Source organism: Streptomyces durhamensis, assembly GCF_000725475.1.
GTDB lineage: Bacteria > Actinomycetota > Actinomycetes > Streptomycetales > Streptomycetaceae > Streptomyces > Streptomyces filipinensis.
Genome location: NZ_JNXR01000018.1, coordinates 60,381 through 82,841, shown reverse-complemented (window position 1 = coordinate 82,841; position 22,461 = coordinate 60,381). Strand labels below are relative to the sequence as shown.

Genomic DNA, 22,461 nt, shown 5'->3' with positions numbered 1-22,461 from the left:
CCCCGCGCCCCTCAGGGAGCCGCAGTGATCCGGAACAGCCGGATCTGCCTGCTCACCCGGGCCTGGTACGCGGCGTACGGCGGCCAGAACGCGAGGACCGCCCGCCAGGCGGCCGCCCGCTCCTGCCCCGCCAGCAGCCGGGCGGTGACCGGGATGTCCCGCCCCTTCCAGCTGATCGACGCCTCGGGGTGGGCCAGGAGGTTGTGGGTCCAGGCGGGATGCCCGGTCCGCCCGAAGTTGGAGCCGACCAGGATCCAGCTCCTGCCGTCCTCCTGCGGCACACAGGCCAGCGGCGTCCGGCGGGGCAGTCCGCTGCGGGCGCCGGTGGAGATGAGGACCACCCCGGGCAGCATCCGGGCACTGAGCAGGAACCGGCCCCCGGTGAGCCGGTGCACGGCCCGGTCGAGCGCCGGCACCACATGCGGGGCGACCCGCGCGAAGGTCCGGGTGGACGACACCCGCTGCACGAGGCGCGCACCGGGCCCGGCCGTCACACCGCCACCTCCCCGCCCGCGAAGAGTCCGGTGGCCTCGGCCGCCCGGTCCCGCAGCCGGTGCACGGGCCCGAACAGCAGCTCGTCCCCGGCCGCCCGCTTGAAGTACAGCTGCGCGTCGTGCTCCCAGGTGAACCCGATCCCGCCGTGCAGCTGGATCCCCTCGCCGGCGGCCAGCCGCAACGCCTCCAGCGCCTGGGCGAGCGCGAGCCCGCCACCGGCCGGCGACCCGCAGGCCGCCGACGGCGAGACCGGGGCACAGGCGGCGGCCCACGCGGCGTGATAGGCCGCCGACCGCGCCGCCTGCACCCCCACGTACACATCGGCCAACCGGTGCTTCACCGCCTGGAAGGACCCGACGGGCCGCCCGAACTGCTCGCGCTGCCGCACGTACTCCACGGTCCGCTCCAGCACCCGGTCGGCCGCCCCGACGGCCTCGCAGGCGAGCACGGCGGCGGCCGAGTCCCCCAGGGCGGCGAGGGCGGGCAGCACGTCCGCGTCCTCTTCTCCGAGCAGCTCCGCCCGCACGTCGCGGAGTTGCACACGCGCCTGCGGCCGGGTGGCGTCGAGCGCGGTCTGCCGGATCCGTACGACTCCGGACGCGTCCCCCGCCACCAGGAACAGCAGGGTGCGGGACCGGGCGAAGCCGCCGGTGTGCGCGGCGACGAGCAGCAGATCCGCGCTGTGCCCGTCCAGCACCTGGTCGACCTGCCCGTACAGCCGCCAGTCGCCGTCGGCGCGCCGGGCCTGGACCCCGCCGGCCCGTCCGCCGCCGGCGGCGAAGCCGCCGTTGTCGCCGGTCAGGGCGAGGGCGGTGGTGAGCGTGGGGCCGGGGACGGCGAGTGCGGCGGTGCGGGTGCCGGCGGCCAGGCCCGGCAGCAGTTCGGCGCGCTGGGCCGGTGTGCCCAGCGCGAGGAGCAGCGGGGCGGTGAGGACGGCGGTGGCGAGCAGCGGGCAGGGGGCGAGGCAGCGGCCGGTCTCCTCGCAGGCCAGGGCCAGTTCGGTGACCGAGCAGCCGACACCGCCGTATCGCTCGGGCAGGGCGAGTCCCGGCAGGCCGAGCTGGTCGGCGAGGGCGGACCACAGCAGGGGGTCGTGTCCGGCCGGGCTGTCGACGGCGGCCCGCAGCTCCGCCGGGCCGCACCGCTTGTGCAGCAGCTCGCGCAGGGTGCGGCGGATCTCGACCTGCTCGGCGGTGAGGCGCGTGTCCATGGCTCTTCCCTCCGCATCTGACGGGCCGTCATATTAGGAGTCCGGGAACGATATGCACAGGGGAAGGTGGGCTGTGATGACTCCGGGAAGCCGGAAAGTCGCCGTGGTGGGTGTCTCGCTCTCCGACTGCGGACGCGTGGACGACGCCACCCCGTACTCGCTGCACGCGCAGGCGGCCCGCCGTGCCCTGGCCGACGCCGGTCTCGGCCGTGAGGTGGTGGACGGATTCGCCTCCGCGGGCCTCGGCACGCTGGCCCCGGTCGAGGTGGCCGAGTATCTGGGCCTGCGTCCCACCTGGGTGGACTCCACCTCGGTCGGCGGCTCGACCTGGGAGGTCATGGCGGCGCACGCGGCGGACGCGATAGCGGCGGGCCACGCGAACGCCGTCCTCCTCGTCTACGGCTCGACGGCACGGGCGGACATCAGGGCGGGCCGCAGGACGGGCGACCTCTCCTTCGGCGCCCGCGGCCCCCTGCAGTTCGAGGTCCCCTACGGCCACACCCTGATCGCCAAGTACGCGATGGCCGCCCGCCGCCACATGATCGAGCACGGTACGACCGTCGAGCAGCTGGCACAGGTGGCGGTCCAGGCCAGGGCCAACGCGGCACTGAACCCGGAGGCGATGTTCCGCGACCCGATCACGGTCGACGACGTCCTCGCCGGCCCGGTGATCGCCGATCCGTTCACCAGGCTGCACTGCTGCCTGCGCTCGGACGGCGGCGCGGCGGTCCTGCTGGCGGCCGAGGAGTACGTACGGGACTGCCGCACGGCACCGGTCTGGATCCTCGGGACCGGCGAGCACGTCTCGCACGCGGCGATGTCCGAGTGGCGGGACTTCACGGTGTCCCCGGCGGCGGTCAGCGGCCGCCTCGCCTTCGCCCGGGCCGGGGTGCGCCCCGCCGAGATCGACTTCGCGCAGATCTACGACGCCTTCACCTACATGACCCTGGTGACCCTGGAGGACCTGGGCTTCTGCGCGAAGGGCGAGGGCGGGGCGTTCGTGGAGAAGGGCCGGCTGCTGGTGCGGGGCGGGGACCTGCCGGTGAACACCGACGGGGGCGGGCTGTCCGCCCAGCATCCCGGTATGCGCGGGCTGTTCCTGCTGGTGGAGGCGGTACGGCAGCTGCGCGGCGAGGGCGGGGAGCGGCAGGTGCGGGCCCGGGACGGACAGCTGCCGAGACTGGGGGTGGCCTCGGGGACGGGCGGGTGGTTCTGCTCCTCGGGGACGGTGGTGCTGGGCCGGTGACGGGCGCGTTTCAGTCGTCGTCCCGCAGTCTGCGCCAGATACGGGTGCGGTGCAGGAGGTAGGCGGAGCCGATCAGGGCGACCGCCTGCAGCCCCACGGCGAGCAGCCAGAATTCGTCCTTCGTCTCCAGTCTGTTCGTCAGGAACGTGAAGTTCATGCCGAAGAACCCGGTCAGGAACGACAGCGGCAGGAAGATCACCGACACGATCGCCAGCCGGTTGATCACGCCGTTCTGCTCGCCCGCGACGAGCGAGGAGTAACTGCTGAAGGCCCGTCGGGTGGCGTCCTGGAGAGACTCGATGTCGGCGAGCACCAGCCTTCCGGCGGCCTGGAACTCCTGGGCACGCCGTTGCCGCTCCTCGGGGAAGGTGGAGCTCATCATCCGCCGGGTGATGATCTCGTCGGTCACCTGGAGATAGGGCAGCAGAGCGTGGTGCAGGAGGGCGGAACGCCGCCGCAGCCGCGCCAGCCGGTAGACCTGCTCGGGGCGCCGGTACTCGAACATGTCGTCCTCCAGTTCCTCCGTCTGCAGCAGGGCCCGCACGGCGGCCCGGCGGAAGGTGGTCAAGGCCTCCTGGAGCAGCAGGAAGAGCACGGCCACGGTGTCGTCGGGCCGCTCGTGCCGCAACACCGCGGCGAAGCTCTTCGCCAGCCCGGCCTGGCCCCGGTGCGCGGTGGCCAGGAACCGCTCCGTCACCACCACGTGGAGGTGGGCGATGTCGTCCTCGTGGACCACCGGCACGACGAAGGAGGCCCGGTCCCCCAGGAACTCCGCCCGCGCGGGCTCGCCCGGCCTGCCGAACCAGTCCAGGTCCGCGGCGTCCAGGCCCAGCTGATCGGCGAGCGGCGTTTCCCGTGCCGGTGCCTGCGCCGGCAGCTCGACGTCGACGAGCAGAAAGTGGTCGACGGCCAGCCGCTCCCGCGCCTCCGAGACATCCGTGCGGGTGATGGTCCCTTCCGGCATCGACACCACCGTTACGATCATCGCCCCTCACCGTCACTCCCGAAGCCCGTGGCTTCGAGCCTCCCCGCGCCCCGGGGTCCGCGCATCCGGAGGCACTCGTGCGCGTCGCGGGACGGCCGCCGAACGGACGACCTCGCCCGGCCGGGCGCGCCCGCACCGGCGGGCGGCCGGGCGGAGATACTCGGCACATGGAAACGGATCTCCACGCACTGCTGAGGTCGCTGCGGGTATGGGACCCGGACGTCACGGACCTGCGCCCGTTCGACCCGGACACCGCCCCGCCGACCCCGCTGCCCCTGTTCACCAGCTGGTTCGCGGACGCGGTGGCGGCGGGACAGCCGGAGCCGCACACGATGTCGCTGGCCACGGTGGACGGGCAGGGGGAGCCGGACGTACGGATCGTGATGCTGCACGGCGCCGACGCGGACGGCTGGTCCTTCGCCACGCACCGCTCCAGCCGCAAGGGCCGGGCCCTGGGCACCCACCCGTACGCGGCACTGGCCTTCTACTGGCCGGTGCTGGGACGCCAGGTGCGGGTGCGCGGGCCGGTGACGGCCGCTCCGGTCCAGGAGAGCCAGGCGGATCTGCACGCCCGCTCGACGGGGGCGCTGGCCGCGGCGCTCACCGGCCGGCAGAGCGAGGATCTGTCCTCGCTGGAGGAGCTGCGGCGGGCGTCGCGGACGGCCTGGGACCGGGCCCGCGAGAACCCGGCCGAGCCGTCCCCGACCTGGACCCTGTACCGGCTGCACCCCCGGACGGTGGAGTTCTTCCAGGGGGACGCCGAGCGGCGGCACGTACGCCTGGAGTACCGCAGGACGGAGTTCGGCTGGAGCAGGGGGCTGCTGTGGCCGTGAGGCCGGGCCGCTCACCCGGACCGGCCGCGGCGCCGGTGGTCACCGCCGGCGCGCCGCGGGCCGGGGCCCGGCCTCAGCCCCGGGGACGCAGCGCGGCGGCGCGCCCCCGGACCAGGAGGTTCTGCGTGCCCAGGCCGATCGCCAGGTAGGCGTACAGCGACGCGGTCCCCAGCAGCCCGGTCCCCGTCGCGTGGTCGATCCACAGGGCCAGCCCGATGTGCACGGCCACCGAGGCGAGCCACAGCCCGGTGGTCGCCACGGTCCCCTTGCGCAGCACCTCGTCCCGGGGCCCGCGCCAGACCCGTACGGTCCGGGCCCTGACCGCGCCCGACACCGCCGCGACGGCCAGGCTGGCCACCAGGAGCACCACGGGCAGCGTGGTCAGCGGGCGGTCCTTGACGACCGAGGCGACACCGAAGGCGATCCCCACGGCGCCCAGGACGGCGAGGACCGCCGGTGCGATCAGCGAGCCGTTGTGCCGTACCGGACGGGTGCGCAGCTGCCGGCGGACCACCAGGCCGACGACCACCACCGCCAGGACGAGGCCGGCCCCGCCGTTCGTGTTCTGCATGTCAACTCCCCGTTTGCGGCACCCGTGTTCAGGGGCACCGCCATGCCGATCATTATGGCGGGCGTTGCGGGGGCCAGGCCGCGGGACGGTGGCCCGGAGGCCGCCCACCCAGCCCCCAGCCCCGGCCCGCTCGGCTCAGCCGCCCAGGGCGGGGCCGGCGAACCGCCACACCGAGAAGTCCGCCACCGGCCGGTACCCGATCCGCCGGTACAGGCCGTTGCTCGTCGGGTTGGCGAGGTCGGTGAAGAGCAGGACCTCCGCCACGCCCGCCTCCCGCGCGGCCCGGCTCACCTCGGCCGTGGCCGCGCCCGCGTATCCGCGCCCGCGCAGGGCCGCCGGGGTGTAGACGGGGGCGATGCGGACCTGGCCGGCCGTCTCGGGGGTGGCTCCGGCCATGGCGAGCGGCTTGCCGTCGTGGGTTTCCCAGAAGGTGACGCCACCGTGGGAGATGCGGGCGTCGGCCCAGTTGCCCGCGTCCTGGCCGACTCCGCCGGTGATCTCCTGGAACTCCTCGAACCACCGGATCAGCAGATCCCGGTCGGCCGGAGCGGCGGTCCGCGCCCGTCCCTGCGGCCGGGGCTCCGGTTCGGTCAACTCGCCGAGCCGGTACAGCCGTTGCCTCTTGTCGGCGGTGACCGCCGTTCCGGTGTGCCGCCGCCAGGCCGCCGCGAAGTGCTCCGCCGTCTCCTGCGGCGCGGAGACTCCGGGGAGCTGGCGGCCCAGCTCCGCGTACCGGGCCGCCAGCGCGTCGGCCTCCTGCGGGGTGAGCGCGGTGACGTGGACGGGGAACGGCGGGGTGTGGAGCAGGGCGGCCCGTACCGTGCCGTCGTCCGCTTCCAGCAGGCCGAAGAGTGGGGCCTCCTCGCCGTACAGGTGCAGCCCGCGGCGGCGCAGCGCATCCGCCACGGTCAGCGGCACCGTGTGCAGCGCGGGGCGGGAGCGCAGGAAGTCGCCCGCGCGGGCGAGGAACTCGTCGAGGTCTTCGGTGAGATGCCAGTTGTCAGGGCGCATACGGCCCATGATCGACGGGAACGTCCGGGCGGAACACCGGTTTTGCCTCCGGGAGCTCAGCCCTTGGGGGCTCAGCCCTCCGGCCGGAACACCGGCCTGCTGTCCGCGAAGGTCACGCGCAGCGGCAGCCCGGCCCGCAGGTCCTGTCCCGCGCAGTCCACCACCTGCGTCATCATCCGCGGGCCCTCCGCCAGGTCGACCACGGCGGCCACGTAGGGCGTACGGTCGCCGAAGGGCGGAAGGTCGTTGCGGTGGACCGTGGACCAGGTGTAGAGCACGGCCCGGCCGCTCGCCTCCTCCCAGGTCACCGCCTCGCTCCAGCAGTACGGGCAGAACTCGCGGGGATAGTGGTGGGCCCGGCCGCAGGACCCGCAACGCCGGATCAGCAGCCGGCCCCGCGCGGCCGCCTCCCAGTAGGGCCGGGTGAAGGCGTCGGGCTCCGGGATGTCGTGGCGCGCCGCGCTCATCCGAACCACCCCAGCCAGGCGTCCAGCGACCAGGTCTGCCACGCCATCCCGAAGAAGCCGGCCAGCGAGATCAGCGCCATCATCGAGTTCTGGCCCTGCTCGGCCCAGTCGTGGATCATCAGGACGAAGTAGACCGCGTTCAGCACCAGCCCGCCGAGCAGCGCCACCGGGGTCAGGAAGCCCAGGACCAGGCCGAGGCCGAGGGAGAGTTCGGCGTAGGCGACGACGTACGCCATCAGCTTCGGGCGTGGCTTCACCACCGCCTCGAAGCCCGTCCGCACCACCGTCCAGCGGTGTCCGGCCGCCACGTCCGCCGCCCATGCGATGCCGCTGCCCCGTTCGAACCAGGCCTTCTTGTCCTTGTGCCGCCAGCTCTCCAGCCACCACAGCCCGAGACCGATCCGCAGCACCGCCAGCCACTGGGCGCCGTCCAGCCATAGGGAGTCCATGAATCTGACGGTACGTCAGTTCCTGGTCGATGCCCACCTCCACAACCAGGTCTTCTACGTCACCGGCCCCACCCACTCCTCCTACACCCGTGATCAATCCGCAACCAATTCCGGTCTTGACCGAGACCCATCAACGGAGTGCGTGATTACGCTCCGAGCATGGCCGACTCCCGTTCCGCTTCCGTACCGCTCTCCGTCACCCCCGCCGACCGCCCGGTCTATGTCATCGGCGCCGGTCCGGGCGGCCTGGCCGCCGCCCACGCGCTGCGGGCCCGGGGCATACGGGCCGTGGTCCTGGACAAGGCCGACCGGCTGGGCGCCTCCTGGCGCGGCCACTACGACCGTCTGCACCTGCACACCACCCGCCGGCTGTCCGCCCTGCCGGGCCTGAAGATCCCCCGCAGGTTCGGACGCTGGGTGTCCCGGGACGACGTGGTGCGCTACCTGGAGAAGTACGCCGAGCACCATGAGCTGGAGATCGTCACCGGCGTGGAGGTCTTCCGCGTCGAGCGGACCGGGGACGGCACCGGCTGGCTGCTGCACGCCTCCGGCGGACGCGAGCTGACCGGCAGCGCGGTGGTCGTCGCCACCGGCTACAACCACACCCCGCGCGTGCCCGACTGGCCGGGCCGGGCGGACTACGGCGGGGAGTTCCTGCACGCCGGCGACTACCGCAACGCCGCGCCGTACGCCGGCCGGGACGTCCTGGTCGTCGGCGTCGGCAACACCGGCGCCGAGATCGCCGTGGACCTGGTGGAGGGCGGGGCGGCACGGGTGCGGCTGGCCGTCCGCACCGTCCCGCACCTGGTGCGCCGCTCGACCCTCGGCTGGCCCGCGCAGTACTCGGGCGTGCTGGTGCGGCGGCTGCCGGTGGGGCTCGTGGACCGGCTGTGCCGGCTCCAGGCGAAGGTGGGCGTGCCGGACCTGTCCGCCCACGGGCTGCCCCGGCCGGACACCGGGCTGTACAGCAGGGTGCGCCAGGGTGCCATCCCGGTGCAGGACGTCGGCCTGATCGACGCCGTGCGCAAGGGCAGGGTGGAGATCGTGGCCGCCGTGGAGTCCTTCGAGGGCGGGAGCCCGGGGAAGGTCGTCCTGGCCGACGGCAGCCGCGTCGAGCCGGACGCGGTGATCGCGGCGACCGGGTACACCCGGGCGCTGGAGGGCCTGGTGGGCCATCTCGGGGTGCTGGACGACCGCGGGAAGCCGGTCGTGCACGGCGGCCGCACGCCCGCGCAGGCGCCGGGCCTGTACTTCACCGGGTACACCAACCCGATCAGCGGGATGTTCCGCGAGATGGCGCTCGACGCCGGGAAGATAGCGAAGGCGGCGGCCGGGCATCTGCGCAGCCGGCGGTGATGCCCGCGTACCGCAGCCGGCGGTGATGCCGGCGTGCCGCACCCGACGGTAACTTTGCGGGTCCGACCCGTTCCTGACAATGCGTCAGTTCAGTAATCTGACAGAGCGTCAGTTTACTTGTGCTGTCTCACAGGAGCGGGGCGGACCGATGCTTGGATCAACCCACGGCACCCTCACCACCGACTCCCGCCGGGCCCGGGTCATCGCGTGCGGCGAGCAGCGGCCCGGCCCCGCCGTCCACGACCGGGTCGACGACCTCGACGTCAGCGGACGCCCGCTGTACACCGACGTACCCGACCTCACCCGCTTCTTCCGGCCCGAGTCGGTGGCCGTGGTCGGCGCCTCGGACGCGGAGGGGCGGCCGAACACCGGGATCACCCGGCAGCTGCTGGCGTGGGCCGAGCGGGTCGGCGCGCGGGTGCATCCGGTGCACCCGACCCGCCCCTCCGTCTTCGGCATCCCCTGCGCCGCCTCCGTCGCCGCCCTGCCCGGACCGGTCGACCTGGCGGTGCTGCTGGTGGCCGACCCGCTGCCGGTGATCGGCGAACTGGCGGACGCCAAAGCGAAGTTCGCGGTCGCCTTCGCCTCCGGGTTCGCCGAGACCGGCGAGGCGGGCGCCGAGGCACAGCGGCGGCTCGCGGACGCCGTGCGGCGCTCGGGCCTGCGGCTGCTCGGCCCCAACACCAACCTCAACGCCTTCGAGCACTTCCGGGACGACCTGACGGGCCCGGCGATCGCGCTCATCACCCAGTCCGGACACCAGGGCCGCCCCGTCTTCGCCCTCCAGGAGCTGGGCATCCGGCTCTCCCACTGGGCGCCCACCGGCAACGAGGCCGACCTGGAGACCGCCGACTTCCTCTCCTGGTTCGCCGAGCAGCCCGAGGTCGGCGCCATCGCCTGTTACGTGGAGGGGCTGAGGGACGGCCGTGCCTTCCTGCTGGCCGCCGACCGCGCCGCCCGCCGCAAGGTGCCGGTCGTCGCGGTGAAGGTCGGCCGCACCGAGACCGGCGCGCGTACGGCCGCCTCGCACACCGGCAAGCTCACGGGCGCCGACGACGTGGTGGACGCGGCGATGCGCCAGTTCGGGGTCGTCCGGGTCGACGGCCTCGACGAACTCCAGGACACCGCCGCCCTGTTGGCGCGGGCCCGGGCCCCGCTGGCGGACGGGGTCGCCGTCTACTCGATCTCCGGCGGCACCGGCGCCCACGCCGCCGACCTGGCCACGGCGGCCGGGCTGCGGCTCCCCCGGCTGTCCGATGCCAAGCAGGCCGAGCTGCACCAGTGGATACCGCAGTACCTGAGCGTCGCCAACCCGGTGGACAACGGCGGGCACCCGGTCGGCGACCACCGCGGCCGGAAGATCATCGACGCGCTTCTCGCCGACCCGTCGGTCGGGGCGCTGATCTGCCCGATCACCGGCCCCTTCCCGCCACTGAGCGACAGGCTCGTGGCGGATCTGGTCGAGGCGGCGGAGGAGACGGACAAGCTGGTGTGCGTGGTGTGGGGCTCGCCGGTCGGCACCGAGGCCGCGTACCGCGAGGTCCTGCTCGGCTCCTCCCGGGTGGCCACCTTCCGCACGGTGGGCAACTGTCTGCGCGCCGTCCGCGCCTGGCTGGACCACCACGCCTTCGTCGGCGACTACCGCTCCCCCTTCGACGAGGCCCCGCGCACCCCGTCCCCCTCCTTCCGCAAGGCCGAGGCCCTGATGCGCCCCGGCCAGCAGCTCAGCGAGCACGCGGCCAAGCAGCTGCTGCGCGCCTACGGCATCCGGGTGCCGCGCGAACAGCTGGTGACCAGCGCGGCGGCGGCCGTACGCGCCGCCGCGCAGGTCGGCTACCCGGTGGTGATGAAGGCGTCCGGCGCCCGGATCGCCCACAAGACCGAACTCGGCCTGGTGAAGATCGGCCTGACCTCGGCCAGTCAGGTCCGGGACGCCTACCGCGAACTGACCGACATCGCCCGCTACGAGGGGGTCGAGCTGGACGGGATCCTGGTGTGCCAGATGGTCGGGCAGGGCGTGGAGATGGTCGTCGGGGTGACCCACGACGACCTGTTCGGGCCGACCGTGACGGCCGGACTCGGCGGGGTGCTGGTGGAGGTCCTGCACGACGCCGCCGTACGCGTCCCCCCGTTCGGCGAGGACCAGGCCCGCGCCATGCTCGGGGAGCTCCGGGGCCGGGCGCTGCTGGACGGCGTCCGGGGCCGGCCGCCGGCCGACCGGGACGCGCTGGTGGAGGTGGTCCTGCGGGTGCAGCGCATGGCCCTGGAACTCGGCGACCACATCGCGGAGCTGGACATCAACCCGCTGCTGGTGCTGCCCCGGGGCCAGGGCGCGGTCGCGCTGGACGCGCTGGTGGTGTGCCGATGACCGCCGGGATCACGCACGAGGTCCGCGCACAGGTCGCGTACCTCACCCTGAACCGCCCCGAGGCCCTCAACGCGCTGACCCCCGGGCTGCGGGACCGGTTGACCGGCCTGCTGGCCGAGGCGTCGGCGGACCCGGGGGTACGCGCGGTGGTGCTGACCGGCACCGGCCGGGGCTTCTGCGCCGGAGCGGACCTGAGGAGCGCGGGCGGGGACGGTGACCGGCTGCCGGGCGATGTGGCGCGTGTGCTCCGCCTGGGCGCCCAGCGCCTGATCGGGGCGGTCCTGGACTGCGAGAAGCCGGTGATCGCCGCGGTGAACGGGACGGCGGCGGGGCTGGGCGCGCATCTGGCGTTCGCGTGCGACCTGGTCCTGGCCGCCGAGTCGGCCCGCTTCATCGAGGTGTTCGTGCGCCGGGGGCTGGTGCCGGACGGCGGCGGCGCCTATCTGCTCCCCCGGCTGCTGGGCCCCCAGCGGGCGAAGGAGCTGATGTTCCTCGGCGACGCGCTCCCGGCACCGGACGCGGAGCGTCTGGGCCTGGTCAACCGGGTCGTCCCCGACGCCGACCTGGAGAAGACGGCCGGCGCGTGGGCGGCACGTCTGGCCTCCGGCCCCACCCGCGCCCTGGCCCTGACCAAGCACCTCGTGAACACCTCCCTCGACAGCGACCGCGCGACCGCCTTCGCGGCGGAGGCCTGGGCCCAGGAGATCAACATGACCACCGAGGACGCCCAAGAGGGGCTCAGGGCGTTCGCAAAGCGGCGCGGCCCGGAGTTCCGGGGGCGGTGAGGGTCAGCCGTCGGCGCGGTCGAGGGTACGCAGCGCGCCCGCGTCCGGCTTCCAGATGCCGGAGCCCGCGCAGACGACGTAGTCCCTGTGGCCACCGGTCGCCGGGTCTCGGTCGGTGGGTTCGACGGGGAGTTCGCGGGCCTCGGCCCGGCCCGCACGCTCCAGGCGCAGCCCGGTGCCGTCGTCGCCGCGCCAGGTTCCGGTGAGCTGGGCGCCGGTCGGTCTGGGCGGCTCGTACGGGGGGACCGGGCCGCTCAGGGAGGCCGCGAGCCCGCCGCCGAGGGCCAGGGCGAAGAGGACGGCGCAGGCGAGTGCGGAGCGCCACCACAGGCCCCACCCCGACCAGGAGCGCGTGCGGACGTAGGCGATGCCGAGGGCGGGCAGCAGGCCGAGGGCGGTGAAGACCGAGGCCGTGGTGACGAACGGCCGGTGCCACAGCACCGTCGCCACCGCGCCCCAGCCGACGGCCACGACCGCCGCCGCGACCGTGCGGCAGGCCCACTCCGGCCCGCCGGACCGCCGCGTCATGGGCCGGGCGAGCACGACGGCGGGCAGCGTCAGCACGACGGAGAGCAGCAGGCCGAGGACCGGCAGCAGCAGCGGGGCGAACACCAGCAGGCAGAAGATCCCCCAGGCACCGTCGTAGCCGCTGTCGTACCGGTCCTGGCTGGTGTTCCAGATCCACCACAGCAACCCGGCGGCCGGCAGTTGCGCCGCGTTCACCGGGATCGCCGCGGCCAGATCGCTCCGGACCGCCCGGAGCCGTTCACGCGTCGTCTCCCACCCCATGGCCGCACCCTACGAAGTGCCGGTACGGGGCCCCGTCACCAGGCTTCCTATCTGACGAGCCGTCAGCTTCAATGGACGGCGTGATGGGACACGCAGGGGCGGCGGCCGCCGCCGTCCGGTATCTGGGGCGCAGGCCCGTGGAGCCGTTGCCGCGCCCGGAGTTGCGGTGCGTACGGGAGGACGAGCGGGCGCCGGTGGAGCCGGGGGAGTTCCGGCGGGTACTGGGGAGCTTCGCGAGCGGTGTGACCGTGATCACAGCACCGCCGGAGGATCCCCGGGGATCCCCCGCCGGCTTCGCCTGCCAGTCCTTCGCCTCCCTCTCCCTCGAACCGCCCCTGGTCTGCTTCATGGTGGGCCGTACGTCGACCACCTGGCCGCGCATCGCCCGCGCGGGCGTCTTCTGCGTCAACGTGCTCAGCGCCGGCCAGGACGAGCTGTGCCGGGCCTTCGCGGTGAGCGGGGCGGACAAGTTCGCGGGCGTGGCGTACGACCCGGCGCCCGCGTCCGGCTCACCGCGCCTGGCCGGTGCCGCCGCCTGGATCGACTGCACCGTCCACGCCGTGCACACCGGGGGCGACCACCTCATCGTGGTGGGCCGGGTGAACGCCCTCGGCGCCGAGGTACCGGCCGACCCGCTGCTCTTCCACCGGGGCGGCTTCGCCCGGCTCGGCCAGGGAGGGAAGGCGCCCGGCCGTACGAGCGATTAGTTCGATGAGCGGTTTTTTCGGAAGGGACGTCGGGGTAGCTAGGCGGCGACAAATCGTCCCGAACGAGGAGAAAGTCATGCTTGCCCGTAGAGCCCTGGCCGTCGTGCTCACCACCCCCGTCCTGCTCGCCGCCATCGGCGTGACGGACGCGGCCGCGTCCGTTCCGAAGTGGTCCGCCGTCACGCGGCCGGGCGCCCGGCCCGAGCCCGCCCACGGCCGGACGCACGGCGACCTCACCCGCGACCTCACCCGCGGCCACACGCACGGCGAGGCCGCGCGCCCGGACGACGACGAGGAGGACGACGGCCTCCTCACCAGCCTCACCGGTGAGCTCGCGGGCCGCTTCTGACGGTTCCTCAGCTCTCTTCAGGATGCGGCCGGCACGAGGGCGGCCGGGCGGCGGCGGATCACCAGGGACATCAGGGCCGCCGCCGCGCACAGCGTGCCGGAGGCGTACCAGACGACGTCGTAGGAGCCGAAGACGTCCCGGGCGAGGCCGCCGAGGTAGGCGACGAGGGCCGCGCCGACCTGGTGGGAGGCGAGCACCCAGCCGAAGACGATGGCACTGTCCTCGCCGTACTGCTCGCGGCACAGGGCCAGGGTCGGCGGGACGGTCGCCACCCAGTCGAGGCCGTAGAAGACGATGAAGAACAGCATCGGCGGGTGGACCGCCGGGCCCAGCAGCATCGGGAGGAAGACGAGCGAGATGCCGCGCAGGGCGTAGTAGACCGCCAGCAGGCGGCGCGGTTCGAAGCGGTCGGTGAACCAGCCGGAGGCGACGGTGCCGACCACGTCGAACACGCCGACGACCGCGAGCAGCGAGGCCGCCGTCGTGACGGGCATGCCGTGGTCGTGCTCGGCGGGCACGAAGTGGGTCTGGATCAGGCCGTTGGTGGAGGCGCCGCAGATCGCGAAGGTGCCGGCGAGCAGCCAGAAGGTGCCGGTGCGGACGGAGGACGAGAGGACCTTCAGCGTGCGGCGGGCGGCACCGGTCACCGGCGCCGGCTTGGGCACGAACTCCCGGGCCCCGTACGGCTTCTGGCCGATGTCGGCGGGGTGGTCGCGCAGCAGGATCCAGACGAAGGGGACGACGGCGAGGGCGGCCAGGGCCACGGTCACGGCGGCCGGGCGCCAGCCGCGGTGCTCGGTCAGCCAGGACAGCACCGGCAGGAAGATCAGCTGGCCGGAGGCGGACGCGGCGGTGAGGATGCCGCTGACCAGGCCGCGCCGCTCGGTGAACCAGCGGTTGGTGACCGTGGCGGCGAAGGCCAGGGCCATCGAGCCGCTGCCGAGGCCGACCAGCAGGCCCCAGCACAGCCACAGCTGCCAGGCCGCCGTCATCCACACGGTGAGGCCGGAGCCGACGGCGATCACGGTCAGCGCGACGGCGACCACCCGGCGGATGCCGAAACGGTCCATCAGCGCGGCGGCGAAGGGCGCGGTGAGGCCGTAGAGCGCGAGGTTGAGGGAGACGGCCGCGCCGATCGTGCCGCGGGACCAGCCGAACTCCTGGTGCAGCGGGTCGATGAGCAGACCGGGCAGGGAACGGAAGGCGGCCGCGCCGATGATCGTGACGAAGGTGACGGCGGCGACGAACCAGGCGCGGTGCACACGGCGGCGCCGGTCGGGCGGGGCCTGGACGGGGGCTGCGGCGGGGCTTGTCTGAGTCACGTCATAGAGCGTCCTTCCTCGATGAGCGTGCATCGAGTGGCCCGGCGGACAGCATTCGGTAGGATCGGGCCATGCGTGGTTCCGAGGAGTTCCGTCCGCACCGGGTCGTCGTCCTCGCCCTCGACGGCCTGCTTCCCTTCGAGCTGGGCATCCCGCACCGGATCTTCGGCCGCCCGAAGGACGAGCGGGGCCGGGCCCTGTACGAGGTGGTGACCTGCTCGGTACGGCCGCCCGGCCCGGTCGAGACGGACGCCGACTTCGCCATCCACGTGGCCCACGGCCCGGAGGCGCTCGCCGGGGCCGACACGGTCATCGTCCCGGCGTCGTACGAGCTGGGCCCCGTCTTCGAGGAGGGGCGGCTCACCGACGAGCTGGCCGCCGCGCTCGCCCGCGTCCGCCCCGGCACCCGGCTCGCCTCCATCTGCACCGGCGTCTACGTCCTCGCCGCCGCCGGATACCTGGACGGCCGCCCGGCGACCACGCACTGGGCCGACGCCGAGCGCTTCCAGCGGATGTTCCCGAAGATCACGGTGGACGCGGACGTGCTGTTCATCGACGACGGCGATGTGCTGACCTCGGCCGGGGTGGCCGCCGGGATCGACCTGTGTCTGCACATGGTGCGCCGCGACTTCGGTACGGCGGTCGCCAACGAGGTCGCCCGGCGCACGGTCGTACCGCCGCACCGCGACGGCGGCCAGGCCCAGTACATCGAACGCCCGGTGCCCGACCCGCAGTGGGCCACGACCACGGCCGCCCGCGCCTGGGCGCTGGACCGGCTGCACGAGCCGATCCAGCTGCGGGACATGGCCGAGCAGGAGGCCATGTCGGTACGCACCTTCACCCGCCGGTTCCGCGAGGAGGCCGGGGTCAGCCCCGGCCAGTGGCTCACCCAGCAGCGCGTCGAGCGCGCCCGGCACCTGCTGGAGACCACCGACCTGTCCATCGACCAGGTGGCCCGCGAGGCGGGCTTCGGCACGGCCCAGTCGATGCGCCAGCACCTGCAGCAGGCGCTCGGGGTGACACCGACCGCCTACCGCCGGACGTTCAAGGAACGGCGTCAGAACGTGAGCACCGCGCGGGCCACCCGCCCCGCCTCCGCGTCCGCGCGGGCCTTGGCGAAGTCCTCCACCGGGTAGACGGCCGTCACCAGCTCGTCGAGCAGCAGGCGGCCCTGCCGGTACAGCTCGGCGTACAGGGCGATGTCCCGCTGGGGGCGCGCGGAGCCGTAGCGGCAGCCGAGGACGGACTTGTCCAGGTACAGCGAGGAGACGACGAAGGACGCCTCGGCGGTCGCCGGGGGCACCCCCAGCAGGATCGCCTGGCCGTGCCGGTCAAGGAGGTCGATCGCCTGCCGGATCAGCTCCACCCGGCCGACGCACTCGAAGACGTGGTCGGCGCCCGTGGGCAGCAGGTCCCGCACGCCCCGCGCCGAGGTCAGGAAGTCGGTGGCGCCGAACAGCCGGGCCGCCTCCTCCTTGGCCGGATCGGCGTCCACGGCGACGATCCTGAGCGCCCCGGCGAGCCGCGCGCCCTGCAGCACGTTCAGCCCGATGCCGCCCGTCCCGATGACGACGACGCTGTCCCCGCGGTCCACCCGAGCCCGGTTCAGCACCGCCCCCACGCCCGTGAGCACCGCGCACCCGATCAGCGCGGCGGACCGCAGGGGGATGTCCCCGGGGATCCGCACCGCCTGCACGGCCTTGACGACCGTGCGCTCGGCGAAGGCCGAGTTGGCGGCGAACTGGTGGACGGACGAGCTCCCGCGGGTGAACGGCTTCCCGGGCCGGCCGATCGCCCGCCGGCACATCGTCGGCCGGCCCCGGTCGCAGTCCGCGCACGTGCCGCAGCTGGCGAGCGTGGACAGCGCCACATGGTCGCCGGGCTCGACATGGGTGACGCCGGCGCCGACCGCCTCCACCACCCCCGCGCCCTCGTGCCCCAGCACCACCGGTACCGGGAAGGGGATGGTGCCGTCCACCACGGACAGATCGCTGTGGCACAGTCCCGCCGCCGCGACGGCCACCCGCACCTCACCGGGGCCCGGCTCGCGCACCACCAGATCGTCCACGACCCGCACCTGGCTGCCGTCGAACACCACACCACGCATCACACGGCCCCCTTGGGCTCTCTGGGCAGACCGAGCACGCGCTCGGCGATGATCGTGCGCTGGACCTGGTCCGAGCCGCCGTAGATCGTGTCGGCCCGGGAGAAGAGGAACAGGTGTTGGTCCGCGCCGAGTTCGTACGGCGCCGAGGGCGACCAGTCCGCGGGGCCGACGGCGGCCCGCGCCCCGCGCACCTGGACGGCGAGCTCGCCGAGGCGCTGGTGCCAGGTGCCCCACAGCAGCTTGGCCACGCTGGGGGCGCCGGGTCCGGCCGAACCGCCGAGGGTGCGCAGGGCGTGCCGGCGCATGGTCCGCAGCTCGGCCCACTGCCGCACGAGCCGCGCCCGTACGACGGGGTCGCGGACCGCTCCGCTCTCCACCGCCGCGCGCACGACGGCGTCCAACTCGGCGGCGAAGCCGATCTGTTGCGCGAGTGTGGCGACCCCCCGCTCGAAGCCGAGCAGGCTCATGGCCACCTCCCACCCCTGCCCTTCTCCCCCGACGAGGTGCTCCACGCGCGCGTACGCCCCGTCGAAGAAGACCTCGTTGAAGTCGCTGGTGCCGGTCATCTGCCGGATGGGGCGGATCTCGATGCGGCCGGGCTGGTCCATGGGGACGAGGAGGAAGCCGAGGCCGTGGTGGCGCCTGGACTGCGGGTCGGTACGGGCCAGCACGAAGCACCAGTCGGCCTCGCGGGCGAGCGAGGTCCAGATCTTCTGCCCGCTGATCCGGTACCGGTCCCCCTCCCGCACCGCCGCCGTGCGCACAGCCGCCAGGTCCGACCCGGCGCCGGGTTCGCTGTAACCCTGGCACCACAGTTCCTCGCCTGCCGCGACCGGGGGCAGGAAGCGGGACTTCTGCTCGGCCGTGCCGTGGGCGAGGAGGGTGGGGGCGAGCAGGTTCTCGCCGATGTGCCCCGAGCGGGGCGGCGCGGCCGAGCGGGCGTACTCCTCGGCCCAGACGACCTGCTGTGTGAGGGTCGCCGTACGGTTGCCGTACCCCGACTCCGCCCAGCCGAGCCCGATCCAGCCGTCCGCGCCGAGGGTGCGTTCCCAGGTGCGGCGGTCCGTCCCCGGCCTGGCGCCGGCGGCCAGCCAGGCACGGGCTTGCGCGCGGAACTCCTCGTCCTCTCGACCGAACCCGAAATCCATGAAGCTCCCTCGGCTAGAGCGCCCCGCAAGGGGCGCGGGGAACTGCGCGGCCAGCCGTATACGACCCGCAGTCGCCCATCGACAACGCGCCCCGGGCTAACGGGCGTTCGGCCGCCCGCCGTCCCGGGCAGCCTCTTCCATCGCCGGCAGCTGGGACAGCATCGGCATCGGGTCCACCCCCACCGACCCCGGCAGGAGCTCGGCGATCCGCTCCGGCGTCCAGCGCCCCTGCCCGTACATCGCACGGAGTTCACGCGGCTGCGCCCACACCGCGATCTTCGGCCCCGCGACGGTGTACACCTGCCCGGTGACGCCCTGCGCGGCGGCCCCCTCGGAGAGCAGGTACACCACCAGCGCGGCCACGTCCTCCGGCTCGCCGATCTCCGCCAGCTCCATGGGGACGTTCGCCGACATCCGCGTACGGGCCACCGGCGCCACCGCGTTCGCGCTCACCCCGTACTTGTGCAGACCGAGCGCCGCGCTGCGCACGAGCGAGATGATCCCGCCCTTCGCCGCGCTGTAGTTGGCCTGCGACACCGAGCCCTGATGGTTGCCGCTGGTGAAGCCGATCAGCGTGCCCGAGCGCTGGCGCCGCATCACGGCCGACGCCGCCCGGAAGACGGTGAACGTGCCCTTGAGGTGCGTGGCGACCACGGGGTCCCACTCCTCCTCGGTCATGTTGAACAGCATGCGTTCGCGCAGGATCCCGGCGACGCACACGGCCCCGTCCAGCCGGCCGTACGCCGACAGCGCGGTGTCCACCACCCGCTGCCCGCCCGCCATCGTGGAGACGTCGTCGGCGACCGCGACCGCCTCGCCGCCCGCCGCCTCGATCTCCTTGACGACGGCCGCGGCGACCTCGCTCGTGGGCGAGGCGCCGTCCACGGAGACGCCGTAGTCGTTGACGACGACCTTCGCCCCCTCGGCGGCGGCCGCCCGCGCGACCGCCCGGCCGATGCCACGTCCGGCGCCCGTCACGGCGACGACCTTTCCTGCCAAGAAGTTCCCCACGCCCGGCCCCTTCCCGTGTTTTCTGACGGACCGTTAGATTTTATGGCGCGTCGGTTGCGCGGACACAAGCCCCGGGGAGGCACCGGATGGCACTGCCGGAGGAGTTCCACGAGATCGCCGAGCGCGTCAACAACTGGGGGCGCTGGGGGGCCGACGACGAGATCGGAACCCTGAACCTGATCACGGACGAGGTGGTGCGCCGGGCGGCCGCCGGGGTCCGCACCGGCCGCCGTGTCCCGCTCGCGCTGCCGCTCCGGCCGGACGGGGTGCAGACGGGCGTGATCCCCGGCCGCGTCAACCCGCTGCACGCCATGGTCCAGATCAACCAGGAGCTGTTCGGGCCGGGCACGGTGGCGTGCAGCGACGACGCGGTGACCATGGGCCTGCAGGCGGGCACCCACTGGGACGCCCTCACCCATGTCTCGCACTCGGGGAAGCTCTACAACGGCCGCCCGGCGCACACGGTCACCGCGCACGGCGGCGCCGAGTTCGGCGGGATCGACAAGGCGCGGCACATCGTCTCGCGTGGGGTGCTGCTGGATGTGGCACGGGCGCGCGGCGTGGACCGGCTGGCGGGGACCCACGCGGTCACACCGGAGGACCTGGAGGCGGCGGAGGAGTTCGGCGGGGTGCGCGTGCGGGCCGGAGACGTCGTGCTCGTCCGCACCGGGCAGGTGCGGGTGTATCTGTCCGGGGACCGGCACGGGTACGGCTATCCGTCGCCGGGGTTGTCGATCCGTACACCGGAGTGGTTCCACGCGCGCGATGTGGCGGCGGTCGCGAACGACACGCTCACTTTTGAGATATTTCCGCCCGAGACGGAGAATCTGTGGCTGCCCGTGCACGCCCTGGACCTGGTGGAGATGGGGATGCTGCAGGGGCAGAACTGGAATCTCGAAGAGTTGTCCACAGCCTGTGGAGAAGAGGGGCGGTACGCGTTCCTGCTGTCGGCGATGCCCGAGCCGTTCGTCGGTGCGACGGGGACCCCCGTGGCACCCGTGGCCGTCCTCTGAGAGCTCCGCGGACCACTGGACCGGCCGGCGGCGCGCCTCCCCCCACGGTCACGCGCACGCGCCGCCCACCGGGTGCGACCCACACTCGGCGAGGGCCGCCGTCACCCAGGCCCTCGCCGTCCCCTCGCGGCGAATCGTCGCCCACAAGCGTGATCAGATGGCCACGGCTCGTCAACGCCGGTACGGGGCTTTGTTACGTACGCCCTGTTCACGGCACCCGCGCACGGAAGCATCCCCGGCGCACACCGCGCCGGGTGCTACACCGCCTCGAAGGCGAGACCCCCGTACGCGGACAGTCCGCCCCCGTACGCCATCGCCGCGCTCTTCCCGGGCTTCGAACAGCGGTCCAGTTCGCACCAGATGCTCTTGCCGACGCCCTCGGGGCTCCAGCCCCAGCGATCGGCCAGGCAGTCCACGAGGGCGAGGCCCCGACCCCCGGTGGCGTCACTGCCGGCGCAGCGCGGCACGGGAGCGCAGGAGGAGCTGTCGGCCACCTCGACGCGCACCGTGTCCACCGCGGACGCCTCGGCGGCGCCGGCCGGCTCGGCGGTGCCGGTCGCCCCGGCGGTGTCCGTCACCCGTGGCGCATCGGTGGTCTCGGGCGCCGCGCCGGGCAGGGAGAGCCGCAGGACGGCCGTGTGGCCGGTGTGCACCACGGCGTTGGTCACCAGCTCGGACACGAGCAGGATCAGGGTCTCGGCCAGTGGCTCGTCGGCCGCTATCCCCAGCCCCGCGAGCCGCGAGCGGGCCCACCTCCGCGCCCGTCCCACCTCCGAGGGGTCGGGCCGGATCTCCAGCTGCACTTGAAGCACCTGCACCGCTCACACCATCCGAACCGGCGGACACATGAACCCACGCCGACCGGCCGCCACGGCCGAGGCCGCGGCGACGATCACGAGGGCCACGATCGTAGCCATTTTCTGCATGGCCAGAACAACGGCCAGAGCAAGGGTCACGGACCGTGAATCCCTTACGCGACAGCATGGTTGACGTACAGTCACCCCAACAAGCGCTTCGGGCATATTCCAGCGCGAAGGAGTACGCGCGAGGCATACTGTGCGACGCTCGTCCCGGGGAGTCGAACAGGCGGCGGCCGAAGCCTCAACCGCCCCGCGAGCAGCGGCGCGACCCGGCATCACCCCAGGGGCGTAGCCGGCCCGGCTCGTGCTCGCAGCCACTCGCATCCCACACAAGGTACCGGAGAGGGGTCCCGACTCCGGGCCGTGACGAGTCGCGCTTTGGACACAACCAGGTATCGACGCTCCGTGATACCGGTGTGCCACGTTCCGCGACATCATGGGCCAAGGCTTTTGCCGCGTCGCAGCCCAGGGCACTGTCGGCTCTTCAGGTCACCAGTTGAGCAGCGAGAAGCTCCTCACTCTCCGTGTTCCCGCCGCCACGGTGGGCCCGCACCCATGCCCGCTTCAGGTGCAGATGCACATCGGCTTCCCAGGTGAACCCCATCCCGCCGTGCACCTGGAGGCAGTCGCGGGCACCGCGTACGGCGGCCTCGTCGGCGAGCAGCCGGGCGGCGGCGACGTCCGCCGGGTCGGCGGTGAGGGCGGCCGCGTACACGGCGACGCGAGCGGTCTCCGTTCGGGTCAGGAGGTCGGCGCACAGGTGCTTGACCGCCTGGAAGGCGCCGATGGGGCGGCCGAACTGTTCGCGTGTGCGGGCGTGTTGGACGGCCAGCTCGGTCACGCGCGCGGCCGTGCCGAGCTGTTCCGCGGCGGTGAGGAGGGCGGCCACGGGAGTCCGGGTGCCGGTGCCGTCGGGCGCGCCGGAGTCCGTGCCGGCCGGGAGGCGGTGCAGGGGCGTGAGGGGGTCCAGGGAACGGATCGGGGTGGAGCCGGTCGCGTCGCCGCACACCACGTCCGCCGCGTCCAGCCATTCCACCAGCTCCCCGTCCACCGCGGTCACGACCGTCTGGCCGGTGGACGCGCCCGGGACGGTGCCGGCCGCCAGGTGGGTGGCCACGAGCGGCCCGGTCAGGAGTGCCCGGCCCGCCTCCTCGAAGGCCAGTACCGCGTCCGGCAGGCCCAGTCCGACCCCGCCCTCCGCCTCGGGCAGCCGCAGGGCGAAGAACCCCGCGTCCCCGAGCGCCCGCCACAGCTCCCGGTCGAGCCGCCCCGGCGCGTCGACGGCCGCACGCAGCGCCTCCCGCCCGAACCGCCGGTCCAGCACCTCCCGCACGCCGGCCCGCAACGCCCGTTGTTCCTCGCTGAGTTGGAAACGCACA

The 22,461-nt window shown here is 73.8% G+C and carries 23 protein-coding genes; 9 read left to right on the top strand and 14 right to left on the bottom strand.

Features of this window, described 5'->3' with window-relative positions; all coding sequences use genetic code 11:
* Window positions 1-11: 11 nt before the first annotated feature.
* Window positions 12-494, bottom strand: a complete 483-nt coding sequence (locus IO33_RS0126570) for a nitroreductase family deazaflavin-dependent oxidoreductase (protein WP_031169395.1) — start codon at window positions 492-494, stop codon at window positions 12-14.
* Window positions 491-1,705, bottom strand: a complete 1,215-nt coding sequence (locus tag IO33_RS0126565; protein ID WP_031169393.1) for an acyl-CoA dehydrogenase family protein — start codon at window positions 1,703-1,705, stop codon at window positions 491-493. The genes IO33_RS0126570 and IO33_RS0126565 overlap by 4 nt, the downstream gene beginning before the upstream one ends.
* A 76-nt stretch (window positions 1,706-1,781) precedes the next feature.
* On the opposite strand from IO33_RS0126565, the gene IO33_RS0126560 reads away from it, so the two are divergent.
* Window positions 1,782-2,951, top strand: coding sequence for a thiolase C-terminal domain-containing protein (locus IO33_RS0126560; protein WP_031169391.1), 1,170 nt, complete (start codon window positions 1,782-1,784; stop codon window positions 2,949-2,951).
* Window positions 2,952-2,961: 10 nt separating this feature from the next.
* On the opposite strand, the gene IO33_RS0126555 is transcribed toward IO33_RS0126560, so the two are convergent.
* Complete coding sequence (locus IO33_RS0126555; protein WP_245235894.1) at window positions 2,962-3,936, bottom strand: CorA family divalent cation transporter; 975 nt, start codon at window positions 3,934-3,936, stop codon at window positions 2,962-2,964.
* A 167-nt stretch (window positions 3,937-4,103) separates the two neighbouring features.
* On the opposite strand from IO33_RS0126555, the gene IO33_RS0126550 reads away from it, so the two are divergent.
* Window positions 4,104-4,769: a pyridoxine/pyridoxamine 5'-phosphate oxidase gene (locus tag IO33_RS0126550; RefSeq protein WP_031169387.1), complete on the top strand. Its 666-nt coding sequence runs from the start codon at window positions 4,104-4,106 to the stop codon at window positions 4,767-4,769.
* Between the two features lie 73 nt (window positions 4,770-4,842).
* On the opposite strand, the gene IO33_RS0126545 is transcribed toward IO33_RS0126550, so the two are convergent.
* The 4 genes from IO33_RS0126545 to IO33_RS0126530 all read right to left on the bottom strand — a co-directional run bounded on the left by IO33_RS0126545 (window position 4,843) and on the right by IO33_RS0126530 (window position 7,267).
* Window positions 4,843-5,340 (bottom strand): DUF1453 family protein, encoded by a 498-nt coding sequence (locus tag IO33_RS0126545; RefSeq protein ID WP_031169385.1) that lies wholly within the window; start codon window positions 5,338-5,340, stop codon window positions 4,843-4,845.
* A 135-nt stretch (window positions 5,341-5,475) separates the two neighbouring features.
* The gene (locus IO33_RS0126540) at window positions 5,476-6,351 is read right to left on the bottom strand and encodes a GNAT family N-acetyltransferase (protein ID WP_031169383.1); all 876 of its coding nucleotides are present in this window, start codon (window positions 6,349-6,351) and stop codon (window positions 5,476-5,478) included.
* Window positions 6,352-6,422: 71 nt separating this feature from the next.
* Window positions 6,423-6,818 carry a Zn-ribbon domain-containing OB-fold protein gene (locus IO33_RS0126535; RefSeq protein WP_031169381.1) on the bottom strand — a complete coding sequence of 132 codons (396 nt, stop codon included), beginning with the start codon at window positions 6,816-6,818 and terminating at the stop codon, window positions 6,423-6,425.
* Window positions 6,815-7,267, bottom strand: coding sequence for a DoxX family membrane protein (locus IO33_RS0126530; protein WP_031169380.1), 453 nt, complete (start codon window positions 7,265-7,267; stop codon window positions 6,815-6,817). Before IO33_RS0126530 ends, IO33_RS0126535 begins: the two co-directional genes overlap by 4 nt.
* Before the next feature lie 159 nt (window positions 7,268-7,426).
* On the opposite strand from IO33_RS0126530, the gene IO33_RS0126525 reads away from it, so the two are divergent.
* The 3 genes from IO33_RS0126525 (at window position 7,427) to IO33_RS0126515 (ending at window position 11,776) form a co-directional block, all read left to right on the top strand.
* Window positions 7,427-8,623: a flavin-containing monooxygenase gene (locus IO33_RS0126525; protein WP_031169378.1), complete on the top strand. Its 1,197-nt coding sequence runs from the start codon at window positions 7,427-7,429 to the stop codon at window positions 8,621-8,623.
* 148 nt (window positions 8,624-8,771) lie between these two features.
* Window positions 8,772-10,991 (top strand): acetate--CoA ligase family protein, encoded by a 2,220-nt coding sequence (locus IO33_RS0126520; RefSeq protein WP_031169376.1) that lies wholly within the window; start codon window positions 8,772-8,774, stop codon window positions 10,989-10,991.
* Window positions 10,988-11,776, top strand: coding sequence for an enoyl-CoA hydratase/isomerase family protein (locus tag IO33_RS0126515; protein WP_209438924.1), 789 nt, complete (start codon window positions 10,988-10,990; stop codon window positions 11,774-11,776). The genes IO33_RS0126520 and IO33_RS0126515 overlap by 4 nt, the downstream gene beginning before the upstream one ends.
* Before the next feature lie 3 nt (window positions 11,777-11,779).
* Here IO33_RS0126515 and IO33_RS0126510 read toward each other — a convergent pair whose 3' ends face one another.
* Window positions 11,780-12,565 (bottom strand): hypothetical protein, encoded by a 786-nt coding sequence (locus IO33_RS0126510; RefSeq protein ID WP_051926976.1) that lies wholly within the window; start codon window positions 12,563-12,565, stop codon window positions 11,780-11,782.
* Window positions 12,566-12,648: 83 nt separating this feature from the next.
* Here IO33_RS0126510 and IO33_RS0126505 point away from each other — a divergent pair, with 83 nt between their 5' ends.
* Both IO33_RS0126505 and IO33_RS0126500 read left to right on the top strand, forming a co-directional pair.
* Window positions 12,649-13,272 (top strand): flavin reductase family protein, encoded by a 624-nt coding sequence (locus IO33_RS0126505; protein WP_051926992.1) that lies wholly within the window; start codon window positions 12,649-12,651, stop codon window positions 13,270-13,272.
* A 76-nt stretch (window positions 13,273-13,348) separates the two neighbouring features.
* Window positions 13,349-13,621: a hypothetical protein gene (locus tag IO33_RS0126500; RefSeq protein ID WP_157857906.1), complete on the top strand. Its 273-nt coding sequence runs from the start codon at window positions 13,349-13,351 to the stop codon at window positions 13,619-13,621.
* Window positions 13,622-13,638: 17 nt separating this feature from the next.
* Here the strand turns inward: IO33_RS0126500 and IO33_RS0126495 are convergent, their stop codons facing one another.
* Entirely contained in the window at window positions 13,639-14,943 is a 1,305-nt protein-coding gene (locus tag IO33_RS0126495; RefSeq protein WP_078963902.1) for an MFS transporter, read from the bottom strand.
* Window positions 14,944-15,014: 71 nt separating this feature from the next.
* Between IO33_RS0126495 and IO33_RS0126490 the strand changes: the two genes are divergently transcribed.
* Window positions 15,015-16,079: a GlxA family transcriptional regulator gene (locus IO33_RS0126490; RefSeq protein ID WP_031169365.1), complete on the top strand. Its 1,065-nt coding sequence runs from the start codon at window positions 15,015-15,017 to the stop codon at window positions 16,077-16,079.
* Here the strand turns inward: IO33_RS0126490 and IO33_RS0126485 are convergent.
* The 3 genes from IO33_RS0126485 to IO33_RS0126475 all read right to left on the bottom strand — a co-directional run bounded on the left by IO33_RS0126485 (window position 16,001) and on the right by IO33_RS0126475 (window position 19,209).
* Window positions 16,001-17,050, bottom strand: a complete 1,050-nt coding sequence (locus IO33_RS0126485) for a Zn-dependent alcohol dehydrogenase (protein WP_031169363.1) — start codon at window positions 17,048-17,050, stop codon at window positions 16,001-16,003. The two genes, IO33_RS0126490 and IO33_RS0126485, sit on opposite strands and share 79 nt — an antisense overlap.
* Window positions 17,050-18,198, bottom strand: coding sequence for an acyl-CoA dehydrogenase family protein (locus tag IO33_RS0126480; protein ID WP_031169360.1), 1,149 nt, complete (start codon window positions 18,196-18,198; stop codon window positions 17,050-17,052). Before IO33_RS0126480 ends, IO33_RS0126485 begins: the two co-directional genes overlap by 1 nt.
* Window positions 18,199-18,294: 96 nt before the next feature.
* Window positions 18,295-19,209, bottom strand: a complete 915-nt coding sequence (locus IO33_RS0126475) for an SDR family NAD(P)-dependent oxidoreductase (protein ID WP_031169358.1) — start codon at window positions 19,207-19,209, stop codon at window positions 18,295-18,297.
* An 86-nt stretch (window positions 19,210-19,295) separates the two neighbouring features.
* On the opposite strand from IO33_RS0126475, the gene IO33_RS0126470 reads away from it, so the two are divergent.
* The gene (locus IO33_RS0126470; protein WP_031169356.1) at window positions 19,296-20,222 is read left to right on the top strand and encodes a cyclase family protein; all 927 of its coding nucleotides are present in this window, start codon (window positions 19,296-19,298) and stop codon (window positions 20,220-20,222) included.
* Between the two features lie 257 nt (window positions 20,223-20,479).
* Here IO33_RS0126470 and IO33_RS0126465 read toward each other — a convergent pair whose 3' ends face one another.
* Window positions 20,480-21,025 carry an ATP-binding protein gene (locus IO33_RS0126465; RefSeq protein ID WP_031169354.1) on the bottom strand — a complete coding sequence of 182 codons (546 nt, stop codon included), beginning with the start codon at window positions 21,023-21,025 and terminating at the stop codon, window positions 20,480-20,482.
* A 541-nt stretch (window positions 21,026-21,566) separates the two neighbouring features.
* Window positions 21,567-22,460 (bottom strand): acyl-CoA dehydrogenase family protein, encoded by an 894-nt coding sequence (locus IO33_RS0126455; protein ID WP_031169352.1) that lies wholly within the window; start codon window positions 22,458-22,460, stop codon window positions 21,567-21,569.
* Window position 22,461 lies beyond the last annotated feature (1 nt).